This window comes from Pseudonocardia yunnanensis (assembly GCF_039534065.1).
Taxonomy (GTDB): Bacteria; Actinomycetota; Actinomycetes; order Mycobacteriales; family Pseudonocardiaceae; genus Pseudonocardia; species Pseudonocardia yunnanensis.
Genome location: NZ_BAAAUS010000030.1, coordinates 156,266 through 175,865, shown reverse-complemented (window position 1 = coordinate 175,865; position 19,600 = coordinate 156,266). Strand labels below are relative to the sequence as shown.

Genomic DNA, 19,600 nt, shown 5'->3' with positions numbered 1-19,600 from the left:
CCCGGGTCCGTCACACGAGGAAGCAAGGTCGACCCGTCATGAGCCAGTCGTGAAGATCGCACCATGAACGTGCTTCGACACTAGGTTCGAGGTCGAGCGGGTACCGCCGCCGGCCTCCGACAAACAAGGAGTGCAGTGGCAGGCAAGGCCCGCGTACATGAGCTCGCCAAGGAGCTCGGAGTCAGCAGCAAGCAAGTACTGAGCAAATTGCAGGATCTCGGCGAGTACGTGAAGTCCCCGTCCTCGACCGTTGAGGCCCCCGTGGCCCGCAAGCTTCGTGAGTCGATGTCCAACGGCAGCGACTCCGGTGGTCGTCGCGGTGGAGGCAGGCAGCGCCCCGGTGGTGGTGCCAGCCCGGCCGCGGTTCCGCCGCGCCCGTCGCAGCCCTCGCGCGGTCCCGTCCCAGGTCCGCGCCCGTCGGCCCCTGCGGCGTCCGCGCCGTCGGCGCCGTCCGCCCCGGCTGCTCCGTCGCCCGCGGGGGCGCCGGACCGTCCGCGTCCGGCCGGCCCACGTCCGGGTCCTCGGCCCGGTCCTTCGGCCGTGCCGCCCCGGCAGGAGCCGGAGCGGCCTCAGCGTCCGGCCGCCCAGGCGCCCGCTGCATCGGCGCCCGCCGCATCGGCGCCCGCACAGCCCGCCACCAAGCCCGCGCCCGGTCCCGGGCCTCGGCCCGGCCCGGGTCAGCCCGGTCGTGCACAGCCGCCCGGTCCGCAGGGGCCGGCGCAGGGTGGCCAGCAGCGACCGGCCGCCGCCGACGCGGGTGCCGCCGTCGTGCCTCCGCGTCCGAGCGGTCCGCGTCCGGGCCCGCGCACGCCCCGGGTGGGCAACAACCCGTTCGGTGTCGGTTCCGGCGCTCCGCCGCGTCCCGCCCCGCCCCGTCCCGGCCCGCCCGCTCCTGGGCAGGGTCCGGCGCAGGGTGGCCAGGGCCAGGGTGGCAGCCCGGGGCAGGCCGGCCCGAGCCAGAACGCTCCGCGTCCGGGCGGCGGTCCGCGTCCCGGTGGCCCGCGTCCCGGTGAGCCCGGCCGCGCAGGCCCGCGTCCCCCGTCGCCCGGCAACATGCCGCCGCGCCCGAACCCCGGCATGATGCCCGCCCGCCCGCCCGCAGGGCGTGGCGGTCCGGGTGGTGGTCCCGGTGGCGGCCGTGGTGGTCCCGGCGGTGGTCGCCCGGGTGGTCCGGGTGGAGGACGTCCCGGTGGTCCCGGTGGTCGTCCCGGCGGCGGTGGCTTCCGCCCCGGTGGCGGCGGTGGTCCCGGTGGTCCCGGTGGCGGCGGCGCTCCGGCCGGTGGCGGTTTCCGCAGCGGTCCCGGTGGCGGCGGTGGTGGTCGTCCCGGTGGTGGCGGTGGTCGCGGTCGCGGTGGAGCCGCGGGTGCGTTCGGCCGTCCCGGTGGACCGGCTCGCAAGGGCCGCAAGTCGAAGCGGCAGAAGCGCCAGGAGTTCGACTCGATGCAGGCTCCCTCGGTCGGCGGCGTCCGCCTGCCGAAGGGCCACGGCGAGACGATCAAGCTCCCGCGTGGTGCGTCGCTCACCGACTTCGCCGACAAGATCGGCGCCAACCCGGCCTCGCTGGTGCAGGTGCTGTTCCACCTCGGTGAGATGGTCACGGCCACGGCATCCGTCGCCGACGAGGTGCTCGAGCTGCTCGGCACCGAGATGAACTACAACGTCCAGGTCGTCAGCCCGGAGGAGGAGGACCGCGAGCTGCTCGACAGCTTCTCCATCTCCTACGGCGAGGACGCCGGTGGCGAGGAGGACCTGGTCGTCCGCCCGCCGGTCGTCACCGTCATGGGTCACGTCGACCACGGAAAGACGCGACTCCTCGACACCATCCGCAAGGCGAACGTCGCGGAGGGCGAGGCCGGTGGCATCACCCAGCACATCGGTGCCTACCAGGTGCTCACCGAGCTCGAGGGCGTCGAGCGGCCCATCACGTTCATCGACACCCCGGGTCACGAGGCGTTCACCGCCATGCGTGCCCGCGGTGCCAAGTCGACGGACATCGCGGTCATCGTGGTCGCGGCCGACGACGGCGTGATGCCGCAGACGGTGGAGGCGATCAACCACGCCCAGGCGGCCGACGTGCCGATCGTGGTCGCGGTCAACAAGATCGACAAGGAGGGGGCCAACCCCGCCAAGATCCGCCAGCAGCTCACCGAGTACGGGCTGGTCGCCGAGGAGTACGGCGGCGAGACGATGTTCGTGGACATCTCCGCACGGGAGAACATCAACATCGACCAGCTGCTCGAGGCGATCCTGCTCACCGCCGACGCCGCGCTCGACCTGCGGGCCAACCCCAACATGGAGGCCCAGGGCGTCGCGATCGAGGCGCACCTCGACCGCGGTCGTGGTCCCGTGGCCACCGTGCTGGTTCAGCGCGGCACGCTGCGGGTCGGCGACTCGGTGGTGGCCGGCGACGCCTCAGGCCGCGTCCGGCGGATGCTCGACGAGTTCGGCAACGACGTGGAGGAGGCCCTCCCGTCGCGGCCGGTGCAGGTCATCGGGTTCACCTCGGTGCCCGGCGCGGGCGACACGTTCCTCGTCGTCGACGAGGACCGCGTGGCCCGGCAGATCGCCGACCGGCGGCGCGCTCGCGAGCGCAACGCCGAGCTGGCGAGCCGCCGCAAGCGCGTCAGCCTCGAGGACCTTGACGCCGCGCTGAAGGAGACCAACACCCTCAACCTGATCATCAAGGGTGACAACTCGGGTACCGTCGAGGCCCTCGAGGACGCGCTCATGAAGATCGAGGTGGGCGACGACGTCGAGCTGCGGGTCATCCACCGCGGCGTCGGTGGCATCACCGAGGGCGATATCAACCTCGCCATCGCCGACAACGTCATCGTCCTGGGCTTCAACGTCCGGGCCGAGGGCAAGGCCACCGAGCTCGCCAACCGCGAGGGCGTGGAGATCCGGTACTACACGGTGATCTACCAGGCCATCGAGGAGATCGAGCAGGCTCTGCGGGGCATGCTCAAGCCGGAGTTCGAGGAGGTCGAGCTGGGCCGCGCGGAGGTCCGCGAGGTCTTCAAGTCCTCCCGGTTCGGCACCATCGCCGGTGCGCTGGTCATGTCCGGCGAGATCCGCCGCAACGCGCGTGGCCGCCTGCTGCGCGACAACGTGGTGGTGGCCGAGAACCTGCCGATCAGCTCGCTGCGGCGGTTCAAGGACGACGTGGTCGAGGTCCGCGAGGGCTTCGAGTGCGGTTTCACCCTCGGCACCTACAGCGACATCAAGGTCGGCGACGTCGTCGAGACCTTCGAGATGCGCGAGAAGCCGAGGAGCTGACGCGGCGTGGGGGGACCGGTGATCACCGGTCCCCCCGTCGTCGGTTCGATCGTGGAGATCCCATGTTCGTCGGAGCGCTGGAACTGGACGTGCTGCTAGGAGACGTCCATTCCCTCAAGGAGAAGCGGTCGGTCGTCCGGCCCGTGCTGAGCGAGCTGCGCCGCAGGTTCGAGGTGGCGGTCGCCGAGGCAGGCCATCTCGACCTGCACCGCCGTGCGCTGCTCGGGGTCAGTTGCGTGGCTGCCGACCACCAGCACGTCACGGAGGTGCTCGACCGGTGCGAGCGGCTGGTCGCCGCCCGACCCGAGTTGGAGCTGCTCTCCGCCCGGCAGCGCATGATGCGCCCCGACGATGAGTCGTAGGACTCCTAAGACCCTGAGGAGTGGCTGATGGTGGACCAGGCTCGTGCGCGGCGACTGGCCAAGAGGATCTCGCAGATCGTGGCTGCCGCGCTGGAACACGAGGTCAAGGACCCTCGCCTGAAGATGGTGACGATCACCGACACGCGCGTCACCGGTGATCTTCGGGAGGCCACCGTGTACTACACGGTCCTCGGCGAGACGGTCGACGCCGACCCCGACACCGCCGGCGCTGCTGCCGCGTTGGCGAGCGCCACAGGTGTGCTGCGCTCCCTCGTGGGAGCGGGCACAGGCATCCGCCACACGCCCTCGCTCGCGTTCGTGCCGGACCAGGTGCCGGACGAGGCGCGCCGCATGGAGGAGTTGCTGGCCCGCACGCGGGAGTCCGACGCGGAGGTGGCGCGGCTGGCGGCGGGTGCCCGTCCGGCCGGGGACCCCGACCCGTACCGCGTGCCACGCGAGCGGACCGACGAGGAGTGACCAAGCGGGGCGGGCGGGGCACCGGCCTCGGGACGACGACGTCCCTCGAGGCCGCGATCACGGCTGCGGCCGAGCTGCTGGTCCGTGCCCGGGACGTCACCCTGCTCGCCCACGTCAATCCCGACGCCGACTCGCTGGGCAGCGCACTGGCCCTGGGGATCGCGCTGCGCCGCCACGGGGCCACGGTCCGGGTGTCGTTCGCGTCGCCCGCGCGTGTGCCCGAGACGCTCGTCCCGCTGGACGTCCTCGGGCTGGTGGTCGGACCGGAGCAGGTACCGGCCGCCCCTGAGCTGCTGGTGCTCTGTGACGCCGCGGAGCCGTCCCGGCTGGGCGCCCTCGCGAACCGGCTGGACTGCGCCGAGGCGTCGCTGATGATCGACCACCACACCACCAACCCGGGTTACGGCGGGGTCCAGGTTCTCGACCCCGACGCCGAGGCGACGGTCGTGCTCGTCCACCGCGTGCTCGTGGCGATGGGGGAGCCGATCGACGCCGACATCGCGCGGTGTCTCTACGCCGGGCTCGTCACCGACACCCGTGGATTCCGCACGGCGGGCGAGGCGGCGCACCGGATCGCGGCCGATCTCCTGGCCGCGGGCGTCGAGGCGGAAGCGGTGGCGCGACCGATCATGGACACCCACCCCTACGGCTGGCTGGCCACGCTGGGCGAGGTGCTGCAGCGGGTCGAGCTGGAGCCGGAGGCGGGCGACGGTTTCGGGCTGGTACATGCCTCCGTTCCCCTCGAGGACGTCTCCCGGTTCCGCCCCGAGGAGGTCGACAGCATCGTCGACGTCCTGCGCACCGTGGCCGAGGCCGAGGTGGCGGCGGTGCTCAAGCAGGTGGGCCAGCGGCGGTGGGTCACGTCGCTGCGGTCGAAGGGGCGCGTGGACGTCGCCAAGGTCGCCGCCCTGCTCGGTGGGGGTGGCCACCGGGCCGCCGCCGGCTTCACCTACGACGGCACGAAAGGCGACGTGCTCGCCGCCCTCCGTTCTGCACTGAGCGCGCTCGACGCCGTGGAGCGACTTGCCTGAGAATCCCCACGATCCGACATCACATCCCGCTGAGACTTTCGAGACGAATGATCGATCGTCCGTCACGATGTGGTGATGACTGGACCTGACGCGCAACCGGTGGCTTCGACGACCGGGCGCTACCTGCTCGTGATCAGCGACGAGCTGTTCGGGGACGACGAGGCGTCGCGCGAGGTGGTGCGTGAGGTGAGCGGCGTCCACGACGTCGTCAGCACCAAGGATCCAGGCGCCCAGGCACTCGACCCCGCGGCCACCACGGGCGCGCTGCTGTTCGCCGAGCTCGGGGTCGCGGTCGTCAGAGTCGCGCCGGACCGGGTGGGGGCGACCGGCGTGTTCGACTCCGCCGACGACCGGATTCTCGCCGTCGAGCAGGAGCGGGTGGTGTACGCCCTGCAGGAAGCGGCGCCGGTCGATCCCGAGCAGGAGGCCGCGTTCACCGATGACACCGTGGCCACGTGGGGGCTGCACGCCACCGGCGTGCTCGACGCGGCGGAGTCCGGGGCCGGGATCACCATCGCGGTGCTCGACACCGGCATCGACCTGCGGCACCCCGACTTCGCAGGCCGCGACATCACCACCCGCTCGTTCGTCGACGGCGAGACCGCGCAGGACGTCCAGGGGCACGGCACGCACTGCGCGGGCACGATGGCAGGCCCGCTCGAACCGGCGCAGGGGCGGCGCTACGGGATCGCGTACGGCGCCCGGCTGCTCGTCGGCAAGGTGCTGAACAACCAGGGCAGCGGCACCGACGCGGATATCCTCGCCGGGATGAGCTGGGCAATCAGCGCCGGTGCGCAGGTGATCTCGATGTCGCTGGGCGCCGACCAGCGGACGATCTCCACCGCCTACGAGACGGTGGGGCGACGGGCTCTGGCCGCGGGCACCCTCATCGTGGCGGCCGCGGGCAACAACGCACGCCGCTCACAGGGCAACCCCGGCTTCGTCGGGGTGCCGGCCAACAGCCCGTCGATACTCGCGGTGGCGGCGGTGGACTCCGCGCTGGCCGTGGCCGACTTCTCCGCCTCGGCCACCGACGTCGGTGGTGGCGAGATCGACATCGCCGCACCGGGTGTGGCGGTCTACTCGAGCTGGCCGCTCCCGCGGCGCACCAACACGATCTCCGGCACCAGCATGGCCACCCCGCACGTCGCGGGAATCGCCGCGCTGTGGGCGGAGCGCAGCGGCGCCCGCGGCCGAGGGCTCTGGGACGAGGTCGTGGGAGCCGCTCAAGCGCTGGACGCACCGGTGCAGGACGTCGGCGCCGGACTCGTGCAGGCGCCGTCATGACCTCGTCCAACACTCCCGGACACGTCTCGGTCACGGTCACGGTCGACGACGCCCACGTCGGGGCGATCGACCAGCTGGCCGACCGGCTGCGTGCGGCCGGGATGGACGTCGAGCAGGTGCTCCGCCCGGTCGGGGTGATCACCGGATCGGCGCCGGCCGACTGGGAGGCGCTCGCCGATCTCGACGGCGTGGCCGCGGTGGAGCCGCAGCGCACGTTCCGCCTCCCACCCGACGGCCCCTTCCAGGACGAACGGGACAGATGAACCGAAGGCCTCGGTGGCGTCCTCGCCGGGTGATCGGTGACGCTTGCTCCGGGCTACGGTGGATACACCGAACGAAGGAGCCCCGCACGATGACGTCCGATACCGGACCCACCCGCGCCGAATCGGACGCGGGTGCGGCTCGGCGCGCATTTCTCTCGGCCGCCGTGCGCAGGCCGGCGACCATGGGCGCGATCGCCCCCAGCTCGCCGCGGCTGGGTGCGGTGCTCGCGTCGATCGTGCCCAGCACGGGCGCTCCCGTCGTCGTCGAGCTGGGTCCGGGCACCGGGGCGGTGAGCGCCGTGATCGCGCAGCGGCTGCCCGCAGGCGCGCGGCACCTCGCGGTGGAGCTGGACCCGGACATGGTCACGTTCCTGCGCCGCACCCACCCCGAGCTCGAGCTGGTGCCGGGCAACGCCGCGAACCTCGGCGCCCTGCTCGCCGAGCGCGACATCTCGTCCGTCGACGCTGTGATCTGCGGCCTGCCGTGGGCGCTGTTCGACGACCCGACCCAGACCGCGTTGCTCGCCGAGATCAGCCGGGCCATCGGTTCGACCGGCGCCTTCACCACGTTCGCCTACCTGCACGGCATGACGCTCGGTGCGGCCCGCCGGTTCCGCCGCACGCTGCGCGAGACGTTCGACGAGGTGCTGGTCACCGCCACCGTGTGGCGCAACCTGCCACCCGCCTTCGTCTACGTGTGCCGGCGCCCGAGCACACCTGCCGAATGACGGTCTTCTTCCGGGTCGCTGCTCGATGACCACGACGTCCTCTCGCGCCAACGCCGCTGAAGTGCTTCGACTGGCGGCCCCGGCGCTGCCGGTGCTGGCCGCGGAACCGCTGTACCTGCTCGTCGACACCGCGGTGGTCGGTCGGCTCGGCGCGGTGCCGCTCGCCGGCCTCGCCATCGCCGGCGTGCTGTTCGCACAGGTCACGAGCCAGCTGAACTTCCTCTCGTACGGCACCACGGCCCGCGCGGCCCGCCTGCACGGCGCGGGCAGGCGCAGCGATGCCGTGGGGGAGGGGGTGCAGGCCACCTGGCTCGCACTGGCCGTCGGTCTGCTGGTGCTCGTCGTCGGGCAGCTCGTCGCCCATCCCGTCGCCTCTGCCCTCGGGAACGGCGGCGACATCGCCGACGCGGCGGTGTCCTGGCTGCGGATCGCCCTCATCGGAGCGCCGCTGGTGCTGGTGACGCTGGCCGGCAACGGCTGGATGCGCGGCGTGCAGGACACCGCACGTCCGCTGCGCTACGTCCTCGCCGGCAACGGGCTCTCCGCGCTGGCCTGCCCCCTGCTCGTGCACGGGGTCGGTGGATGGGCGGGGATCGGGCTCGTCGGGTCGGCGTGGGCGAACGTCGCCGGGCAGACCGTCGGTGCGAGCCTGTTCCTGGGTGCGCTCGTGCGGGGCGCGCGGGCCGAGGCGGCACCGCTGCGGCCCTCGGCCACGGTGCTGCGCTCGCAGATCACGCTCGGCCGCGACCTCATCGCCCGCAGCCTCGCCTTCCAGGCGTGCTTCCTCTCCGCCGCCGCCGTCGCCACTCGCTTCGGGGCCGCCACGGTAGCCGCGCACCAGATCGTCCTGCAGCTGTGGACGTTCCAGGCCCTCGTGCTCGACGCCGTGGCGATCGCGGCCCAGTCCCTGGTGGGAGCCGCGCTGGGATCGCCGGACCGCGGTGCGGAGCGGGCAAAGGCGCTGGCGGCGCAGGTCACCCGTTACGGGCTGGTGCTCGGCATCGGGTTCGGGGTGCTGTACGCCGCGCTCTCCGGGGTGCTGCCGCCGGTGTTCACCCCGGACGCCGAGGTGCTCGACGCCGTGCCCGTCCCCTGGTGGTTCTTCGCGGCCATGCAGCCGATCGCCGGGGTGGTGTTCGCGCTGGACGGGGTGCTGCTCGGCGCCGGAGATGCCGCGTATCTGCGGACGTCCACCCTGCTCGCCGCGGTGGTGGGATTCCTCCCCCTGATCTGGGCCTCGCTCGCCTTCGGCTGGGGCCTGACCGGGATCTGGACGGGCCTCACGCTGTTCATGGTGCTCCGCCTCGTCGCCGTGGGGCTGCGGGCGCGCTCGGACCGATGGGTGGTGACCGGCGCCGTGCGGCCCGCGCGCTGACGAATCTCAGCCCACGGCCCACACGGGCTCGTCGGTCTCCCGTACCTCACCGTCCCCTGCGAAGAGCAGGAAGCGGTCGAACCCCCGGGTGAACCAGCGGTCGTGGGTCACCGCCAGCACCGTGCCCTCGAACGCGTCGAGGGCCTGCTCGAGCGCCTCCGCCGAGGCGAGGTCGAGGTTGTCGGTCGGCTCGTCGAGCAGCAGCAACGTGGCGCCGGAGAGCTCCAGCAGCAGGATGAGCAGCCGCGCCTGCTGCCCGCCGGAGAGCGTCTCGAACCGCTGCTCGGCCTGGGCCGCAAGCTCGTAGCGAGCCAGCGCCTTCATGGCGTCACCGCGGGTGCGGCCCGGACGGTCGGCGTCCCCGCCCACGAGGATGTCCTGCGGGGTGCGACCGGTCAGCTCGGGCCGGTCATGGGTCTGCGAGAAGTGCCCGGGACGCACCCGCGCGCCGAGCCGGGCCACGCCGTCGTGGGCCACGGTGGGAAGTGCCGCGCCGCTGGCCGGGACGCTGCCCGGCTCCGGATCGGTGCCGCCGCGCGCGAGGAGCCGCAGGAAGTGGGACTTGCCCGAGCCGTTCGCCCCGAGCACGGCCACGCGGTCGCCGAACCAGACCTCGAGGTCGAACGGATAGGTGAGCCCGTCCAGCTCGAGCTGGTCGCAGACGAGCGCCCGCTTGCCCGTGCGGCCGCCGGTCAGCTGCATCCTGACGTTCTGCTCGCGTGCCTTCTCCTCGGGTGGCCCGGCATCGACGAACCGGGCCAGCCGCGTGCGTGCCGCCTGCAGGCGCGACGCCAGTCCGTCGTTGTAGGCCGCCTTCTGCTTGTAGTACACGACCAGCCGTTCCAGCTTCGCGCGCTCCTCGTCCCACCGGCGGCGCTCCTCGTCGAGACGGTCGTGGCGCGCCACTCGCGCCTCGTGCCAGGACGCGAAGCCGCCGGCGTGCACCCACGCCGACTCCGCCTCGACCGTGACGACACGCTGGGCGGTGGCGGCGAGCAGCTCCCGGTCGTGGCTCACGAACAGCACGCTCTTTCCCGACTCCTGGATCCGGCCCTCCAGCCAGCGCTTGCCGGGGACGTCGAGGAAGTTGTCGGGCTCGTCGAGCAGCAGCACCTGGTCGGGGCCGCGGAGCAGCAGTTCCAGCGCGAACCGCTTCTGCTGCCCGCCCGAGAGCGTGACGACGGGGCGGTCCCGGACATCGGCCCACGACAGGCCCAGCGCCGCGATCGCGGCCGTGTCGAACTCCACCTCGGCCGCATACCCACCGGCCTCGCCCCAGCCGGCGAGCGCGTCGGCGTACCGGAGCTGCGAGCGCTCCCCGTCGTCGAGCGCCTGCTCGGCTGCGGCAAGCCCGAGCCCGGCGGCACGCACCCCGGGCGGGGCGAGGGACAAGGCGAGGTCGGCGAGGGTGCGGTCGTCGGTGATGGACCCGATGAACTGGCGCATCACCCCGAGGCCGCCGCTACGCGCGATGCTGCCCGTCGTCGCCGTCAGCTCGCCGGCGATCATCCGCAGCAGCGTGGTCTTCCCTGCGCCGTTCGGGCCGACGAGGGCGACCTTGGCGCCGTCGCCGACCCGGAAGCTGACGTCGGAGAAGAGCGTGCGGCCGTCGGGCAGGCGGTGCCCGACGGCCATTGCCTCGATGTGTCCCACGGAGGGGAGATGGTGCACGCAGGCAGGACTCGGGGTCGAGTCGATATCCCGGCTACACGGGCAGGATCGGCGCGCGGAGCAGGCGCTCACCGACGAACGAGGCGATGCTGTCGAGCTTCTCCTCCGAGGCCTGCATCACCTTGTCGTCGGCGCCGCGGTCCCACACCCGCTTCGCCTCGTCCCATGCCAGGTCGCGGGTGAAGCGGATGACCAGGTCGGAGACCCAGTTGGCCGTGCGATCCCAGATGGCGTCGTCCGGGCCCCGGCTGAGGAAGGAGCCCAGCTCCTCGCGCAGGGGGTCCATCTCCTGCTCGAAGACGTCGTTGATCAGCCGGTAGTCGTAGAACTGGGCGCTGTCGGGTCCGTCGCCGTCGGGGGTGACGTGCTTCCAGGTGGCCACCAGCGCACACGAGAGGTCGAAGTTGATGTGGGCGTTCACGCCGGCCACCGCGAAGTTCACGGGGGCGATGCGGGGGTCACTGCGGTTGTCGAACAGCAGGCGCCAGACCCCGGGCGTGCGGTGCATGTCCTCGGCGTAGGTGCGCAGGGCGCGCAGGTAGCGCTCGGCGAACTCCAGGTCGAGCCTGATCAGAAAGGCAGGGTCGCGGAACTCCCCGCTGTCGACCATGTTGCCGATCCGGGTCGTGATGATGTGGTACAGCCGGGTGAACGCCGCGATCCCGTCGTCATCGCGCAGCATCGACGTGCCCGAGGCGTACTCGTGGATCGCGGCGAGCCGCCGAATGACGTCCGGGATGGATTCCGGCATGGTGGTACCCGCGAGCCGGGCCAGGTGCTGAGTGGACCCCGGCCCCCCGCCGGGCTGTGCCAACTTCCCGATGTCCTCCGTGTCCACTGCACGCTCCTCTCGTTCGATCTTCCCGTCCGGGTGACTGCTCCAGGTGAGGAGGGACGGCGTGCCGTCCTGATACGGCAACGTCCGGCCCCACCCGGATGATCGCTCCTCCCGGCAGGACAGTGGGGGTCCCTCTGGATCTCGCTTGGTGAGATGGCATAACCTCGACCGACGTGACCGAGCGCCCGGCGACGCCCCCGCTCGTCGGACGGGACGATCACGTCGCCACGCTCACGTCGGCCTTCGACGGGGTGCAGCAGGGCCGGATGGCCACGGTCTTCCTGGTCGGTGACGCCGGCGTCGGCAAGACACGGCTGGTGCAGCACCTCGTGAGCCGCGCGGAGGAAGCCGACGCCACCGTGCTCCTCGGCGGGGCCACCGACATCGCGGAGAGCCCCCCGTTCTGGCCGGTCGCCTCTGCGCTGCGCAACCTTCTGCGCTCGCAGCGGGGCGAGGAGCTGCAGCAGCTGCTGTCTCCGTGGGCGGACCAGCTGGAGGAGCTGGTGGCGCTGCGCCCCGCGGTGCCCGCCCTCGTCGGCGCGCAGGCGAGGGTGCAGACCCTCGAGCTGCTGCACCGGGTGGTCCTGCGGCTGGCCGCGCGCTCCGTCGTCGTCCTCGTCGTGGAGGACCTGCAGTGGGCCGACCGCTCCACACTGGATCTCCTCGCCTACCTGGTCGCGAACCTCGTCGACGAGCGCGTGCTGGTCGTCGCCACCCATCGCACCGAGCTGCCCGCCGACGCCTCCCCGGCGCGCACGATGATCAACGAGTTCCGGCGTCACCGCCAGGTGCAGTGCCTGGAGATCGCACCTCTGCACCGGAATGCGGTCGCGGAGATGGTGCACGCGCTGGCCCCGGGCCGGACGGACCTGGTGGACCTCGTGTGGAAGCGCTCCGCAGGCAACGCGTTCATCGCAGAGGAGACCGTGCGGGCGGCGCTCGACGGCGATCCGACGGGCCTTCCGACGACGCTGCGCGAGCTCGTGCTGTCCCGGGTCAACCGCCTGTCCGAACCGGCGCTGCGTGCTGTGCGGGCCATTGCCCTGTGCGACGGCCCCCTGCCGCACCGTCTGCTCGAGACCGTGCTGGACGGCGGCGGTCCCGACCTGTTCGGCGCCCTGCGCGAGGCGGTCAACGCCGGTGTCGTCGTCGTCGACGAGGGCGTGGACGGCTACCGGCTGCGGCACGGCCTGATGACCGACGTCGTGATCCGGGAGCTGCTGCCCGGCGAGCGCATGCACCTGCACCGGCGTTACGCCGTGGCGCTCGAGGAGCCGTGGGCGCGCGAGCTGCCCGGCGTCGACGCCCGGCTCGCCCACCACTGGCAGTCGGCGGGCGACGTGGAGCGGGCGGCCGCCGCGGCCGTCGCCGCCGCCGAGTCGGCGGGACGGGTGCGCGGCTACGCCGAGGCGCACCGACACTGGCTGCGGGTCGCCCGGCTCGCCGGGCAGCTGGCGGCACCGCCGGTCGCGCGCAGCGAGTGCCTCGAGCGGGCCGCCGAGGCCGCCCATCTCGCGGGCGATGCCGACCAGGCCGTCGCGCTGCTCGCCGAGCGGCTCAGCCTGCTGGAGGCGACCGACGAGCCCGGCGGCCTCGACGCGGCCTTGCTGCACGCCCGCACCGGCCAGTACCTCGTGGCCGCCGGACGCGGCGCGGAGGCCGCACTCGCGTTCGGCCGCGCCACGGCGGCCCTGCCCGCCTCCGGAGCCGAGGAGGAGCGGGCCCAGGTCCTGGGGTGGCAGGCGTCGGCGCTGTGGACGGCGGGGGACTACGCGGCCGCGCACGTCAGCGCCGAGCGGGCGCTCGAGTTGGCACGGCGGATGGGGCTCGCGGCCGAGGAGGCGAAGGCGCTCGCCACGCTGGGCTTCAGCCTGGCCTACCGGGAGGACCCGGAGGCGGGGGAGGCGGCACTTCGCGAGTCGCTCGCGGTGGCGGAGCGAGCGGGTGAGCCGCAGGAGATCGCCCGCGCCTACCGCAGTCTGGCCGATCTGCTCTCGGGCCCGCTGAACGAGCTGGACCGCGGCGTCGAGATCGCCCGCGCAGGCGCCGACCGGGCCCAGGCCCTGGGGCTGCACCGCAGCGCCGGGGTCGGGTTGATCTCGATCGCGGCCAACGGGCTGTTCCGGCTCGGCCTCTGGGACGAGGCGGACGCGGCGATCGCCGAGGCCTGGGAACTCGCACCCAGCGGCGCCGAGGCGCTGGAGCTGCGGCTGTCCCGGGCCCGCATGGACATCGGTAGGGGACGCTTCTCGTCGGCGGAGGACGACCTCGAAGCCGTCGACGTGCTCTCGGCGAGCACCATCGGCCCGCGCTACCGGATCCCGCTGCTCACCCTGCGCGCCGGGCTCACGATGTGGCAGGACCGCCCCGACGTGGCGCTGGACCACGTCGCTGCCGGCCTGGACGTCGTCGAGCAGGGGTCGGACGACGTGTGGCTCGTGGCACCGCTGGTCTGGCACGGCGCCAGGGCTCGCGCCGAGCTCGCCATTCTCGGGCTGCGCCGCCCCGACGACGGGATCGACGGCCGGCTGCGCCGGCACGCCGTCGAACTCACCCGCAAGGCCGCGTCCTCGGTGCCGGCGATCCGCGACACCGTGCTCGGCTTCGTGCGGATGTGCGCGGCTGAGGACGGGCGGGCACTGGGGCGCTCCGACCCTGAGCTCTGGGAGAGCGTGGCCGAGTTCTGGCACTCCCAGCAGCAGCCCTATCCGTCGGCCTACGCCCACCTGCGCCGGGCCGAGGCGCTGCTCGCGCAACGTGCGCAGTCGGCCGCGGCGGCGCAAGCCCTGCGGCATGCCGGGCATCTGGCCCGTGAGCTCGGGGCCACCCCCTTCCTGGAGGAGGTCGTCGACCTGGCGGAGCGTGCGCGGGTGCGGATCGACGTCCCGGACCCCGCGCCCGCGCCGGACCCACCGGCGGAGGAGGCGCAGGGCGACGAGCTCGCCGCGCTGACGGCCCGCGAGCTGGAGGTGCTCACCGAGCTGTCCGGCGGCCGGACCAACCGGGAGATCGCGCAGCGGTTGTTCATCAGCGAGAAGACCGTCGGTGTCCACATCAGCCGGATCTACGCCAAGATCGGCGTGCACACCCGGGTGCAGGCCACCGCGGTGCTGTTCCGGTCGATCCCCGAGGCGCGGCGCAAGCGCTCCAGCGGCTGACCGGCCCCGCCTACTGCGCACCGGTGGCGTAGGTGCCGTCGTCGAAGGTGCGCCGCACGCGGTCGATGAGCCGGGCGCGGCTCGGGCCGAGGCTGCCGATCGGGATCCCCGTGGCCCGGGCCACCTCCGCGTACGGTCGCGGCTCGTCCGCGAACAGCGCGCGCATGATCGTCCTGCCCCGGGGCGGCAGCGTGGCCACGATCTGCCAGAGCCGGGCCGCGGTGTCGGCGTCGATCACCTGCTCCTCGACACCCGGCTCCGTGGCGGGCACCGCGTCCATCTCGAGGCCCACCAGGGTCTGGCCCTCCCGCAGGATCCGCAGGCACTCCCGCGACGCGGTGGTCGCCAGCCAGCCGCCGAGCCGGTCGGGGTCGCGCAGCGAGCCCAGGTGCTCCACCAGACGCAGCCAGGTGCGCTGCTCGGCGTCGCGGGCGTCGGCGTCCTGCAAGCGGTAGGCGCGAACCACCGACGACACCAGCCCCCGGTACCGGACGACGACCTCTCCCCAGGCGCTGCCGTCGCCCTGCCGGGCCAGCGCGAGCAGCTCGGTGTTCCGGAGGTCCTGGATATTCGTGGTCGCGGGCGCCGTCGTCACGGTGGTCACAGTCATCGCCAGGGCTCCTTCTAACGGGTGTCCCAGAGTCGGGTGAACGGGCCCCGATGTCGTCAGGACAACGCCCTACGTATGCGCCTACGGACCCCCTACATCGGAGTGGTGGGGCGGTGGCCGTATCACCGCGCGCCCCACGCGACTCATCCCGCGGTCCGACACCGCTCGCCGTGCGTCACCGGGGAAACGCGCGACCGACGGTCTCGGCGTGGAGGAGCCGAGGCGGGATGGAACCCGCGGACCTGACGACGGGAGCGATGGAAATGGGCGCAATGACGGCCGAGGTGAACGGATTGCGGGTGATCGCGGGGTCGGCCGCGCGATGGGGAGCACCCAGACCGGCCGGGCGCACCCGGGCCACCGGAGCGGCCGAGACCCCGGCCCCGGAACACCGTGGGTCGGCCATCGCGGGCCGGGAGGGCGCGCTCGAACCGGTCACTCCGGACGCGATGGTCCACGTGCTCTCCCGGCTGCAGCCAGGTGCGGACGCGGGGCGGCGCGGGGATGGCGCAGGGCCGGTCAACCGGCTCCTCACCGCGGTCGTGGAGGCGACGGTCGAGGCCGAGCCGACGGCCGATCCGGAGTTCGTCGCCGTGCTCGTCACGGAGCTCGCCCGGCGCTACCTGAGGGCCGTGGGCGGGTACGCACGTGGGGCCACGGTGCCGCGGGCCTGGCGTGAGGTGCTCGGGCGGTGGGATCCGGAGAACATCGACCCCGCCCGGATCACCCTGGCCGGCGGCCTCACGATCGTGGGGCACGACCTCCCGTCGGCCGTGGTGAGCACCTGCACGCTCCTCGCGCGCACCCCGGGCCCCGCCGAGCGGGCCGCCGTGCAGATGATCGTCGAGTTGATCGCCCACCGGCTACGCGATGACGCGGCCGTGGTGTCCCTCCTCGGGTCCGACGGCGTGGGCGTCCTGCTCTCCCGGCACGACGCATGGCGGCAGGCCGAGCACCTGTGGGCCGTGCGCGGGCGACCGTCCGAGGCCGAGGCGGAACGCGCCGCCATGGACTGGCGGGCCGGTCTCGTCGCTCGGGGCCTGCTGGCCACCCACCTCCGCTGACCCACGAGCCGTCCTACGCGGGGGCGAGCACGACCACCGGACGGGCCAGCTCACCGCGTTCACTCACGAGGGCCAGCGCCCGGCCGTCGGGGGCGAACACGCCGTAGGTGCCGTCCATCCCGGCGGCGGGGAGCGGGCGGCCGTGCGCGATGTCGGCGGCGAGAGCGGCGTCGAGGTCGCGGCGCGGAAACGCCACTCCGACGGCCTGGTCGAGCGGCAGGGTCAGTTCGGGTGCGCTCTCGAGCTGCTCCAGCGTGCGGGCGTGCTCGACGGTGAACGGGCCGACGCGGGTGCGGCGCAGCGCCGTCAGGTGACCGCCGACCCCCAGCGCCGCGCCGAGGTCGCGGGCCAGTGCCCGCACGTACGTGCCGGACGAGCAGTCCACCACGACGTCGAGGTCGTCGCCGCGCCGGGCGAGGAGCCGGAACTGTGACACCGTCACCGGACGGGCCGGGATCACGACCTCCTCACCGGCCCGCACCCGCGCGTATGCGCGCTTCCCGTCGATCTTGATCGCGCTGACCGAGCTCGGCACCTGCTCGATCGCGCCCGTCAGAGCGGCCATCCCGGCCGCGATCGCCGCATCGTCGACGGCTCCCGCGTCGGCCGTGCTGACGATCTCGCCCTCGGCGTCGTCCGTGGTCGTCGCCGCGCCGAGGTGGACCGTCGCCGTGTAGGCCTTCGTGTCGAGCGCGAGGTGCCCGAGCAGCTTCGTGCCGCGTCCGACGCCGCAGACGAGCACGCCGGTGGCCATCGGGTCGAGCGTGCCGGCGTGGCCGATCTTGCGCGTGCCGAGGATCCGGCGCAGCCGGGCGACCACGTCGTGCGATGTCAGTCCGGCGGGCTTGTCGACCACGACCAGGCCGGAGGGGACGGCGTTCACGTGCAGCGATTCTTCCTGCCCGTCACCCGGCAGGGTCCCCGGGGGCGGGCGGACCGGGGCGAATGGCCGCCGGCGATCGGGTGACCGTGGGGCGTCGCAGCCGGTTCCGTAGGCTCGACCCGTGCAGCGCTGGCGGGGGCTCGAGTCCGTGCCGAGCGGCTGGGGTCGCAGCGTCGTCACCGTCGGTGTGTTCGACGGGGTGCATCGCGGCCACCAGCAGCTCATCGGTCGGGCGGTGGAACGCGGGCGGGAACGTGGTCTCCCGACCGCGCTGGTGACGTTCGATCCGCACCCCGCCGAGCTGATCCGGCCGGGCAGCCACCCGGCGCGGCTGACCAGCCTCCGGCGCCGGGCCGAGCTGGTGGCGGGGCTCGGGGTGGACGCCTTCTGCGTGCTGCCCTTCACCGCCGAGCTGGCCCGTACCGAACCCGCCGAGTTCGCGCACGAGGTGCTCGTGGAGCGGCTGCACGCCGCGGACGTGGTGGTCGGGCGCAACTTCACGTTCGGCCACAAGGCCAAGGGCGACGTGGCACTGCTCACCGAGCTCGGGCAGAAGTTCGGGTTCGGGGTGGAAGGGCTCGACCTGATCACCGACGACGGGATCACGTTCTCGTCCACCTACATCCGCTCGTGCATCGACGCAGGCGACGTCGAGACCGCCGCGGCGGCACTGGGCCGCCCGCACCGCATCGAGGGCGTGGTGGTGCACGGCGACCGGCGGGGCCGGGACCTGGGCTTCCCGACGGCCAACCTGTCCACCCCGCCCTACACGGCGCTGCCCGCCGACGGCGTCTATGCGGGGCGCTTCGGCATCACCACGGTCAAGGAGGGAAGCAGGCTCCTGCCCGCGGCGATCTCGGTGGGCACGAACCCCACGTTCTCCGGGCGCGTGCGTTCCGTCGAGGCCTACGTGCTCGACGTCGACGAGGACTTCTACGGGTTCGAGGTCTCACTCGACTTCGAGCACCGGCTGCGCGGGCAGGAGCGCTTCGACGACGTGGAGTCGCTCATCGTGCAGATGCAGCGCGACGTGGACCGCGCGCGTGAGCTGCTGGGCGGCTGACGCCCGCCGGGCACTTTTCCCGTTCGGCCACGCAGCCGGTGGGGGAGGTGCCAGCATCCTGCGCATGGCTGAGGCAGGTGCAGAGCCGCTGCGGTCCCGGATGGCGGTCAACCGCGAGCGGCAGCGCGAGCTCTACGGCGCGCCGCTCGGCGATCGCGTCCGCCGGCTCACCTCGGCGCTGGGCATCTCGCAGTCCCGGCTCGCCCGCACGCTGGGCATCAGCCCGGCCATGCTGAGCCAGTTGGTGAGCGCGCGCCGCGTCAAGATCGGTGACCCCGCTGTGCTTGCCCGGTTGCTGCTGCTCGACAAGCGCTGCCACGTGGTGCGTACCCCGCCCGAGACACGCGCGGTGGACGCGCTGCTCGCGGAGGTCGCACAGGCGCGGTGGCAGTGGAACGAGCCGCGCGTCCCTGCCCAGCGCGGGCGTAGGGAGCCGCTCGCCGGCACGGCGGCCGCCGCGCTGCGCGGAATCGCCGAGCCTGCCCGCCTGGCTGCCGCGGCCGCCGCGCTCGGTCCGGGTTTCCCCGAGCTCGCCGAGGTGCTGCGGCAGGCCGCGAGCCGGCCGGGGGCCTGACCGTGCGCCTGTTCACCGCGCTGTGGCCGCCGGCGGAGGCGGTGTCGGCCCTGGTGGCGGCCACGGGCGAGCCCCCGTCGGGATGGCGGGCGGTCGATCCGGCGTCCTGGCACCTCACGTTGGCGTTCCATGGCGAGGCCGACCCGGGAGTGCTCGCCAGGCAGCTCGATCGGGCGGCCGCCGGGCTGACCGCGCCGAAGCTGCGGATCGCTGGGGCGGGGTCGTTCTCCGGCGTGCGCTGGGCGGGGGTGCAGGCCGACGCGCCGGAGCGGCTGTCGCACCTCGTCACGGCGGCGGGCGGCGACCCGGCCGAGTTCGTCGCGCACCTCACCGTCCTACGCAGGCGACGGCGTCCGGGCCAGGGCGCCGACCCGGTTCCGTCGACACCGTGGGCGTCGCACGAGGGGCCGTGGTGGCGGCCACAGGAGGTGCTGCTGATGGTCAGCGAGCCGGCCAAGGGCGGCTCCCGATACCGGCCGGTGCACCGGGTGCCGCTGGCCGACGAGTAACCCGGCCGACGCGAGGGGCGGCGCTGACGGTGACGCCATCGTGCCTGGTAACGTGGAGTGCTGGGTCCGGCTGCAGTCCGTGGCGGCCGTGACCGACTCCCGGCGCTCATCATCATCATGGCGCCGGCCTCACGGCACAGCAACGAAAGAGGAGCACGTGGCACTCGACGCCGCACAGAAGAAGACGATCCTGGACACCTACGGTGTCCACGAGGGTGACACCGGTTCCCCCGAGGCGCAGGTTGCGCTGCTGACCAAGCGGATCAGCGACCTGACCGAGCACCTCAAGATGCACAAGCACGACCACCACTCCCGGCGGGGCCTGCTCCTGCTGGTCGGCCGGCGGCGCCGGCTGCTGAAGTACCTGGCCTCGGTCGACGTCCAGCGCTACCGGTCACTGATCGAGCGCCTCGGCCTCCGCCGCTGAACCT

At 73.3% G+C, this 19,600-nt stretch carries 18 protein-coding genes; 14 read left to right on the top strand and 4 right to left on the bottom strand.

Annotated features, from left to right (window positions below; all coding sequences use genetic code 11):
- Window positions 1–135: 135 nt before the first annotated feature.
- The 8 genes from infB to ABD743_RS27965 all read left to right on the top strand — a co-directional run bounded on the left by infB (window position 136) and on the right by ABD743_RS27965 (window position 8,799).
- Complete coding sequence (gene infB / locus ABD743_RS28000; protein WP_344725335.1) at window positions 136–3,276, top strand: translation initiation factor IF-2; 3,141 nt, start codon at window positions 136–138, stop codon at window positions 3,274–3,276.
- Between the two features lie 62 nt (window positions 3,277–3,338).
- On the top strand, window positions 3,339–3,638 hold the full coding sequence (locus ABD743_RS27995; RefSeq protein ID WP_344725334.1) for a DUF503 domain-containing protein: 300 nt from the start codon (window positions 3,339–3,341) through the stop codon (window positions 3,636–3,638).
- A 27-nt stretch (window positions 3,639–3,665) separates the two neighbouring features.
- A complete protein-coding gene (gene rbfA / locus ABD743_RS27990; RefSeq protein WP_344725333.1) occupies window positions 3,666–4,115 on the top strand; it encodes a 30S ribosome-binding factor RbfA in 450 nt (149 codons plus the stop codon).
- On the top strand, window positions 4,112–5,146 hold the full coding sequence (locus ABD743_RS27985; RefSeq protein WP_379659105.1) for a DHH family phosphoesterase: 1,035 nt from the start codon (window positions 4,112–4,114) through the stop codon (window positions 5,144–5,146). Before rbfA ends, ABD743_RS27985 begins: the two co-directional genes overlap by 4 nt.
- Before the next feature lie 75 nt (window positions 5,147–5,221).
- Entirely contained in the window at window positions 5,222–6,433 is a 1,212-nt protein-coding gene (locus tag ABD743_RS27980; RefSeq protein ID WP_344725332.1) for a S8 family serine peptidase, read from the top strand.
- Window positions 6,430–6,696 (top strand): hypothetical protein, encoded by a 267-nt coding sequence (locus ABD743_RS27975; protein ID WP_344725331.1) that lies wholly within the window; start codon window positions 6,430–6,432, stop codon window positions 6,694–6,696. The genes ABD743_RS27980 and ABD743_RS27975 overlap by 4 nt, the downstream gene beginning before the upstream one ends.
- An 89-nt stretch (window positions 6,697–6,785) precedes the next feature.
- A complete protein-coding gene (locus ABD743_RS27970; RefSeq protein ID WP_344725330.1) occupies window positions 6,786–7,424 on the top strand; it encodes a class I SAM-dependent methyltransferase in 639 nt (212 codons plus the stop codon).
- Between the two features lie 25 nt (window positions 7,425–7,449).
- On the top strand, window positions 7,450–8,799 hold the full coding sequence (locus ABD743_RS27965) for an MATE family efflux transporter (protein WP_344725329.1): 1,350 nt from the start codon (window positions 7,450–7,452) through the stop codon (window positions 8,797–8,799).
- Between the two features lie 6 nt (window positions 8,800–8,805).
- Here ABD743_RS27965 and ABD743_RS27960 read toward each other — a convergent pair whose 3' ends face one another.
- Together ABD743_RS27960 and ABD743_RS27955 are read right to left on the bottom strand one after the other, a co-directional pair.
- Window positions 8,806–10,452: an ABC-F family ATP-binding cassette domain-containing protein gene (locus ABD743_RS27960; RefSeq protein WP_344725328.1), complete on the bottom strand. Its 1,647-nt coding sequence runs from the start codon at window positions 10,450–10,452 to the stop codon at window positions 8,806–8,808.
- A 52-nt stretch (window positions 10,453–10,504) separates the two neighbouring features.
- On the bottom strand, window positions 10,505–11,308 hold the full coding sequence (locus ABD743_RS27955; RefSeq protein WP_344725327.1) for a DUF5995 family protein: 804 nt from the start codon (window positions 11,306–11,308) through the stop codon (window positions 10,505–10,507).
- Window positions 11,309–11,481: 173 nt separating this feature from the next.
- Here ABD743_RS27955 and ABD743_RS27950 point away from each other — a divergent pair, with 173 nt between their 5' ends.
- On the top strand, window positions 11,482–14,466 hold the full coding sequence (locus tag ABD743_RS27950) for a helix-turn-helix transcriptional regulator (RefSeq protein ID WP_344725326.1): 2,985 nt from the start codon (window positions 11,482–11,484) through the stop codon (window positions 14,464–14,466).
- A 10-nt stretch (window positions 14,467–14,476) separates the two neighbouring features.
- On the opposite strand, the gene ABD743_RS27945 is transcribed toward ABD743_RS27950, so the two are convergent.
- On the bottom strand, window positions 14,477–15,076 hold the full coding sequence (locus ABD743_RS27945) for an RNA polymerase sigma factor (RefSeq protein ID WP_344725325.1): 600 nt from the start codon (window positions 15,074–15,076) through the stop codon (window positions 14,477–14,479).
- 227 nt (window positions 15,077–15,303) lie between these two features.
- Between ABD743_RS27945 and ABD743_RS27940 the strand changes: the two genes are divergently transcribed.
- Window positions 15,304–16,140, top strand: coding sequence for a DUF5995 family protein (locus ABD743_RS27940; protein WP_344725324.1), 837 nt, complete (start codon window positions 15,304–15,306; stop codon window positions 16,138–16,140).
- Between the two features lie 13 nt (window positions 16,141–16,153).
- On the opposite strand, the gene truB is transcribed toward ABD743_RS27940, so the two are convergent.
- Window positions 16,154–17,056, bottom strand: a complete 903-nt coding sequence (truB, locus tag ABD743_RS27935) for a tRNA pseudouridine(55) synthase TruB (protein ID WP_379659117.1) — start codon at window positions 17,054–17,056, stop codon at window positions 16,154–16,156.
- A gap of 88 nt (window positions 17,057–17,144) precedes the next feature.
- Between truB and ABD743_RS27930 the strand changes: the two genes are divergently transcribed.
- The 4 genes from ABD743_RS27930 to rpsO all read left to right on the top strand — a co-directional run bounded on the left by ABD743_RS27930 (window position 17,145) and on the right by rpsO (window position 19,596).
- Complete coding sequence (locus tag ABD743_RS27930) at window positions 17,145–18,086, top strand: bifunctional riboflavin kinase/FAD synthetase (RefSeq protein WP_344725322.1); 942 nt, start codon at window positions 17,145–17,147, stop codon at window positions 18,084–18,086.
- A 64-nt stretch (window positions 18,087–18,150) separates the two neighbouring features.
- On the top strand, window positions 18,151–18,660 hold the full coding sequence (locus ABD743_RS27925; RefSeq protein ID WP_344725321.1) for an XRE family transcriptional regulator: 510 nt from the start codon (window positions 18,151–18,153) through the stop codon (window positions 18,658–18,660).
- 2 nt (window positions 18,661–18,662) lie between these two features.
- Entirely contained in the window at window positions 18,663–19,169 is a 507-nt protein-coding gene (locus ABD743_RS27920; protein ID WP_344725320.1) for a 2'-5' RNA ligase family protein, read from the top strand.
- 157 nt (window positions 19,170–19,326) lie between these two features.
- Window positions 19,327–19,596 carry a 30S ribosomal protein S15 gene (gene rpsO, locus ABD743_RS27915; protein WP_344725319.1) on the top strand — a complete coding sequence of 90 codons (270 nt, stop codon included), beginning with the start codon at window positions 19,327–19,329 and terminating at the stop codon, window positions 19,594–19,596.
- Window positions 19,597–19,600: the final 4 nt, after the last annotated feature.

Coding starts and splice junctions, on each gene's coding strand:
- ABD743_RS27940 (WP_344725324.1), top strand. CDS start 15,304: ATGGAACCCGCGGACCTGACGACGGGAGCGATGGAAATGGGCGCAATG.
- ABD743_RS27965 (WP_344725329.1), top strand. CDS start 7,450: ATGACCACGACGTCCTCTCGCGCCAACGCCGCTGAAGTGCTTCGACTG.
- ABD743_RS27925 (WP_344725321.1), top strand. CDS start 18,151: ATGGCTGAGGCAGGTGCAGAGCCGCTGCGGTCCCGGATGGCGGTCAAC.
- ABD743_RS27995 (WP_344725334.1), top strand. CDS start 3,339: ATGTTCGTCGGAGCGCTGGAACTGGACGTGCTGCTAGGAGACGTCCAT.
- ABD743_RS27970 (WP_344725330.1), top strand. CDS start 6,786: ATGACGTCCGATACCGGACCCACCCGCGCCGAATCGGACGCGGGTGCG.
- ABD743_RS27980 (WP_344725332.1), top strand. CDS start 5,222: ATGACTGGACCTGACGCGCAACCGGTGGCTTCGACGACCGGGCGCTAC.
- ABD743_RS27975 (WP_344725331.1), top strand. CDS start 6,430: ATGACCTCGTCCAACACTCCCGGACACGTCTCGGTCACGGTCACGGTC.
- ABD743_RS27945 (WP_344725325.1), bottom strand. CDS start 15,076: ATGACTGTGACCACCGTGACGACGGCGCCCGCGACCACGAATATCCAG.
- rbfA (WP_344725333.1), top strand. CDS start 3,666: ATGGTGGACCAGGCTCGTGCGCGGCGACTGGCCAAGAGGATCTCGCAG.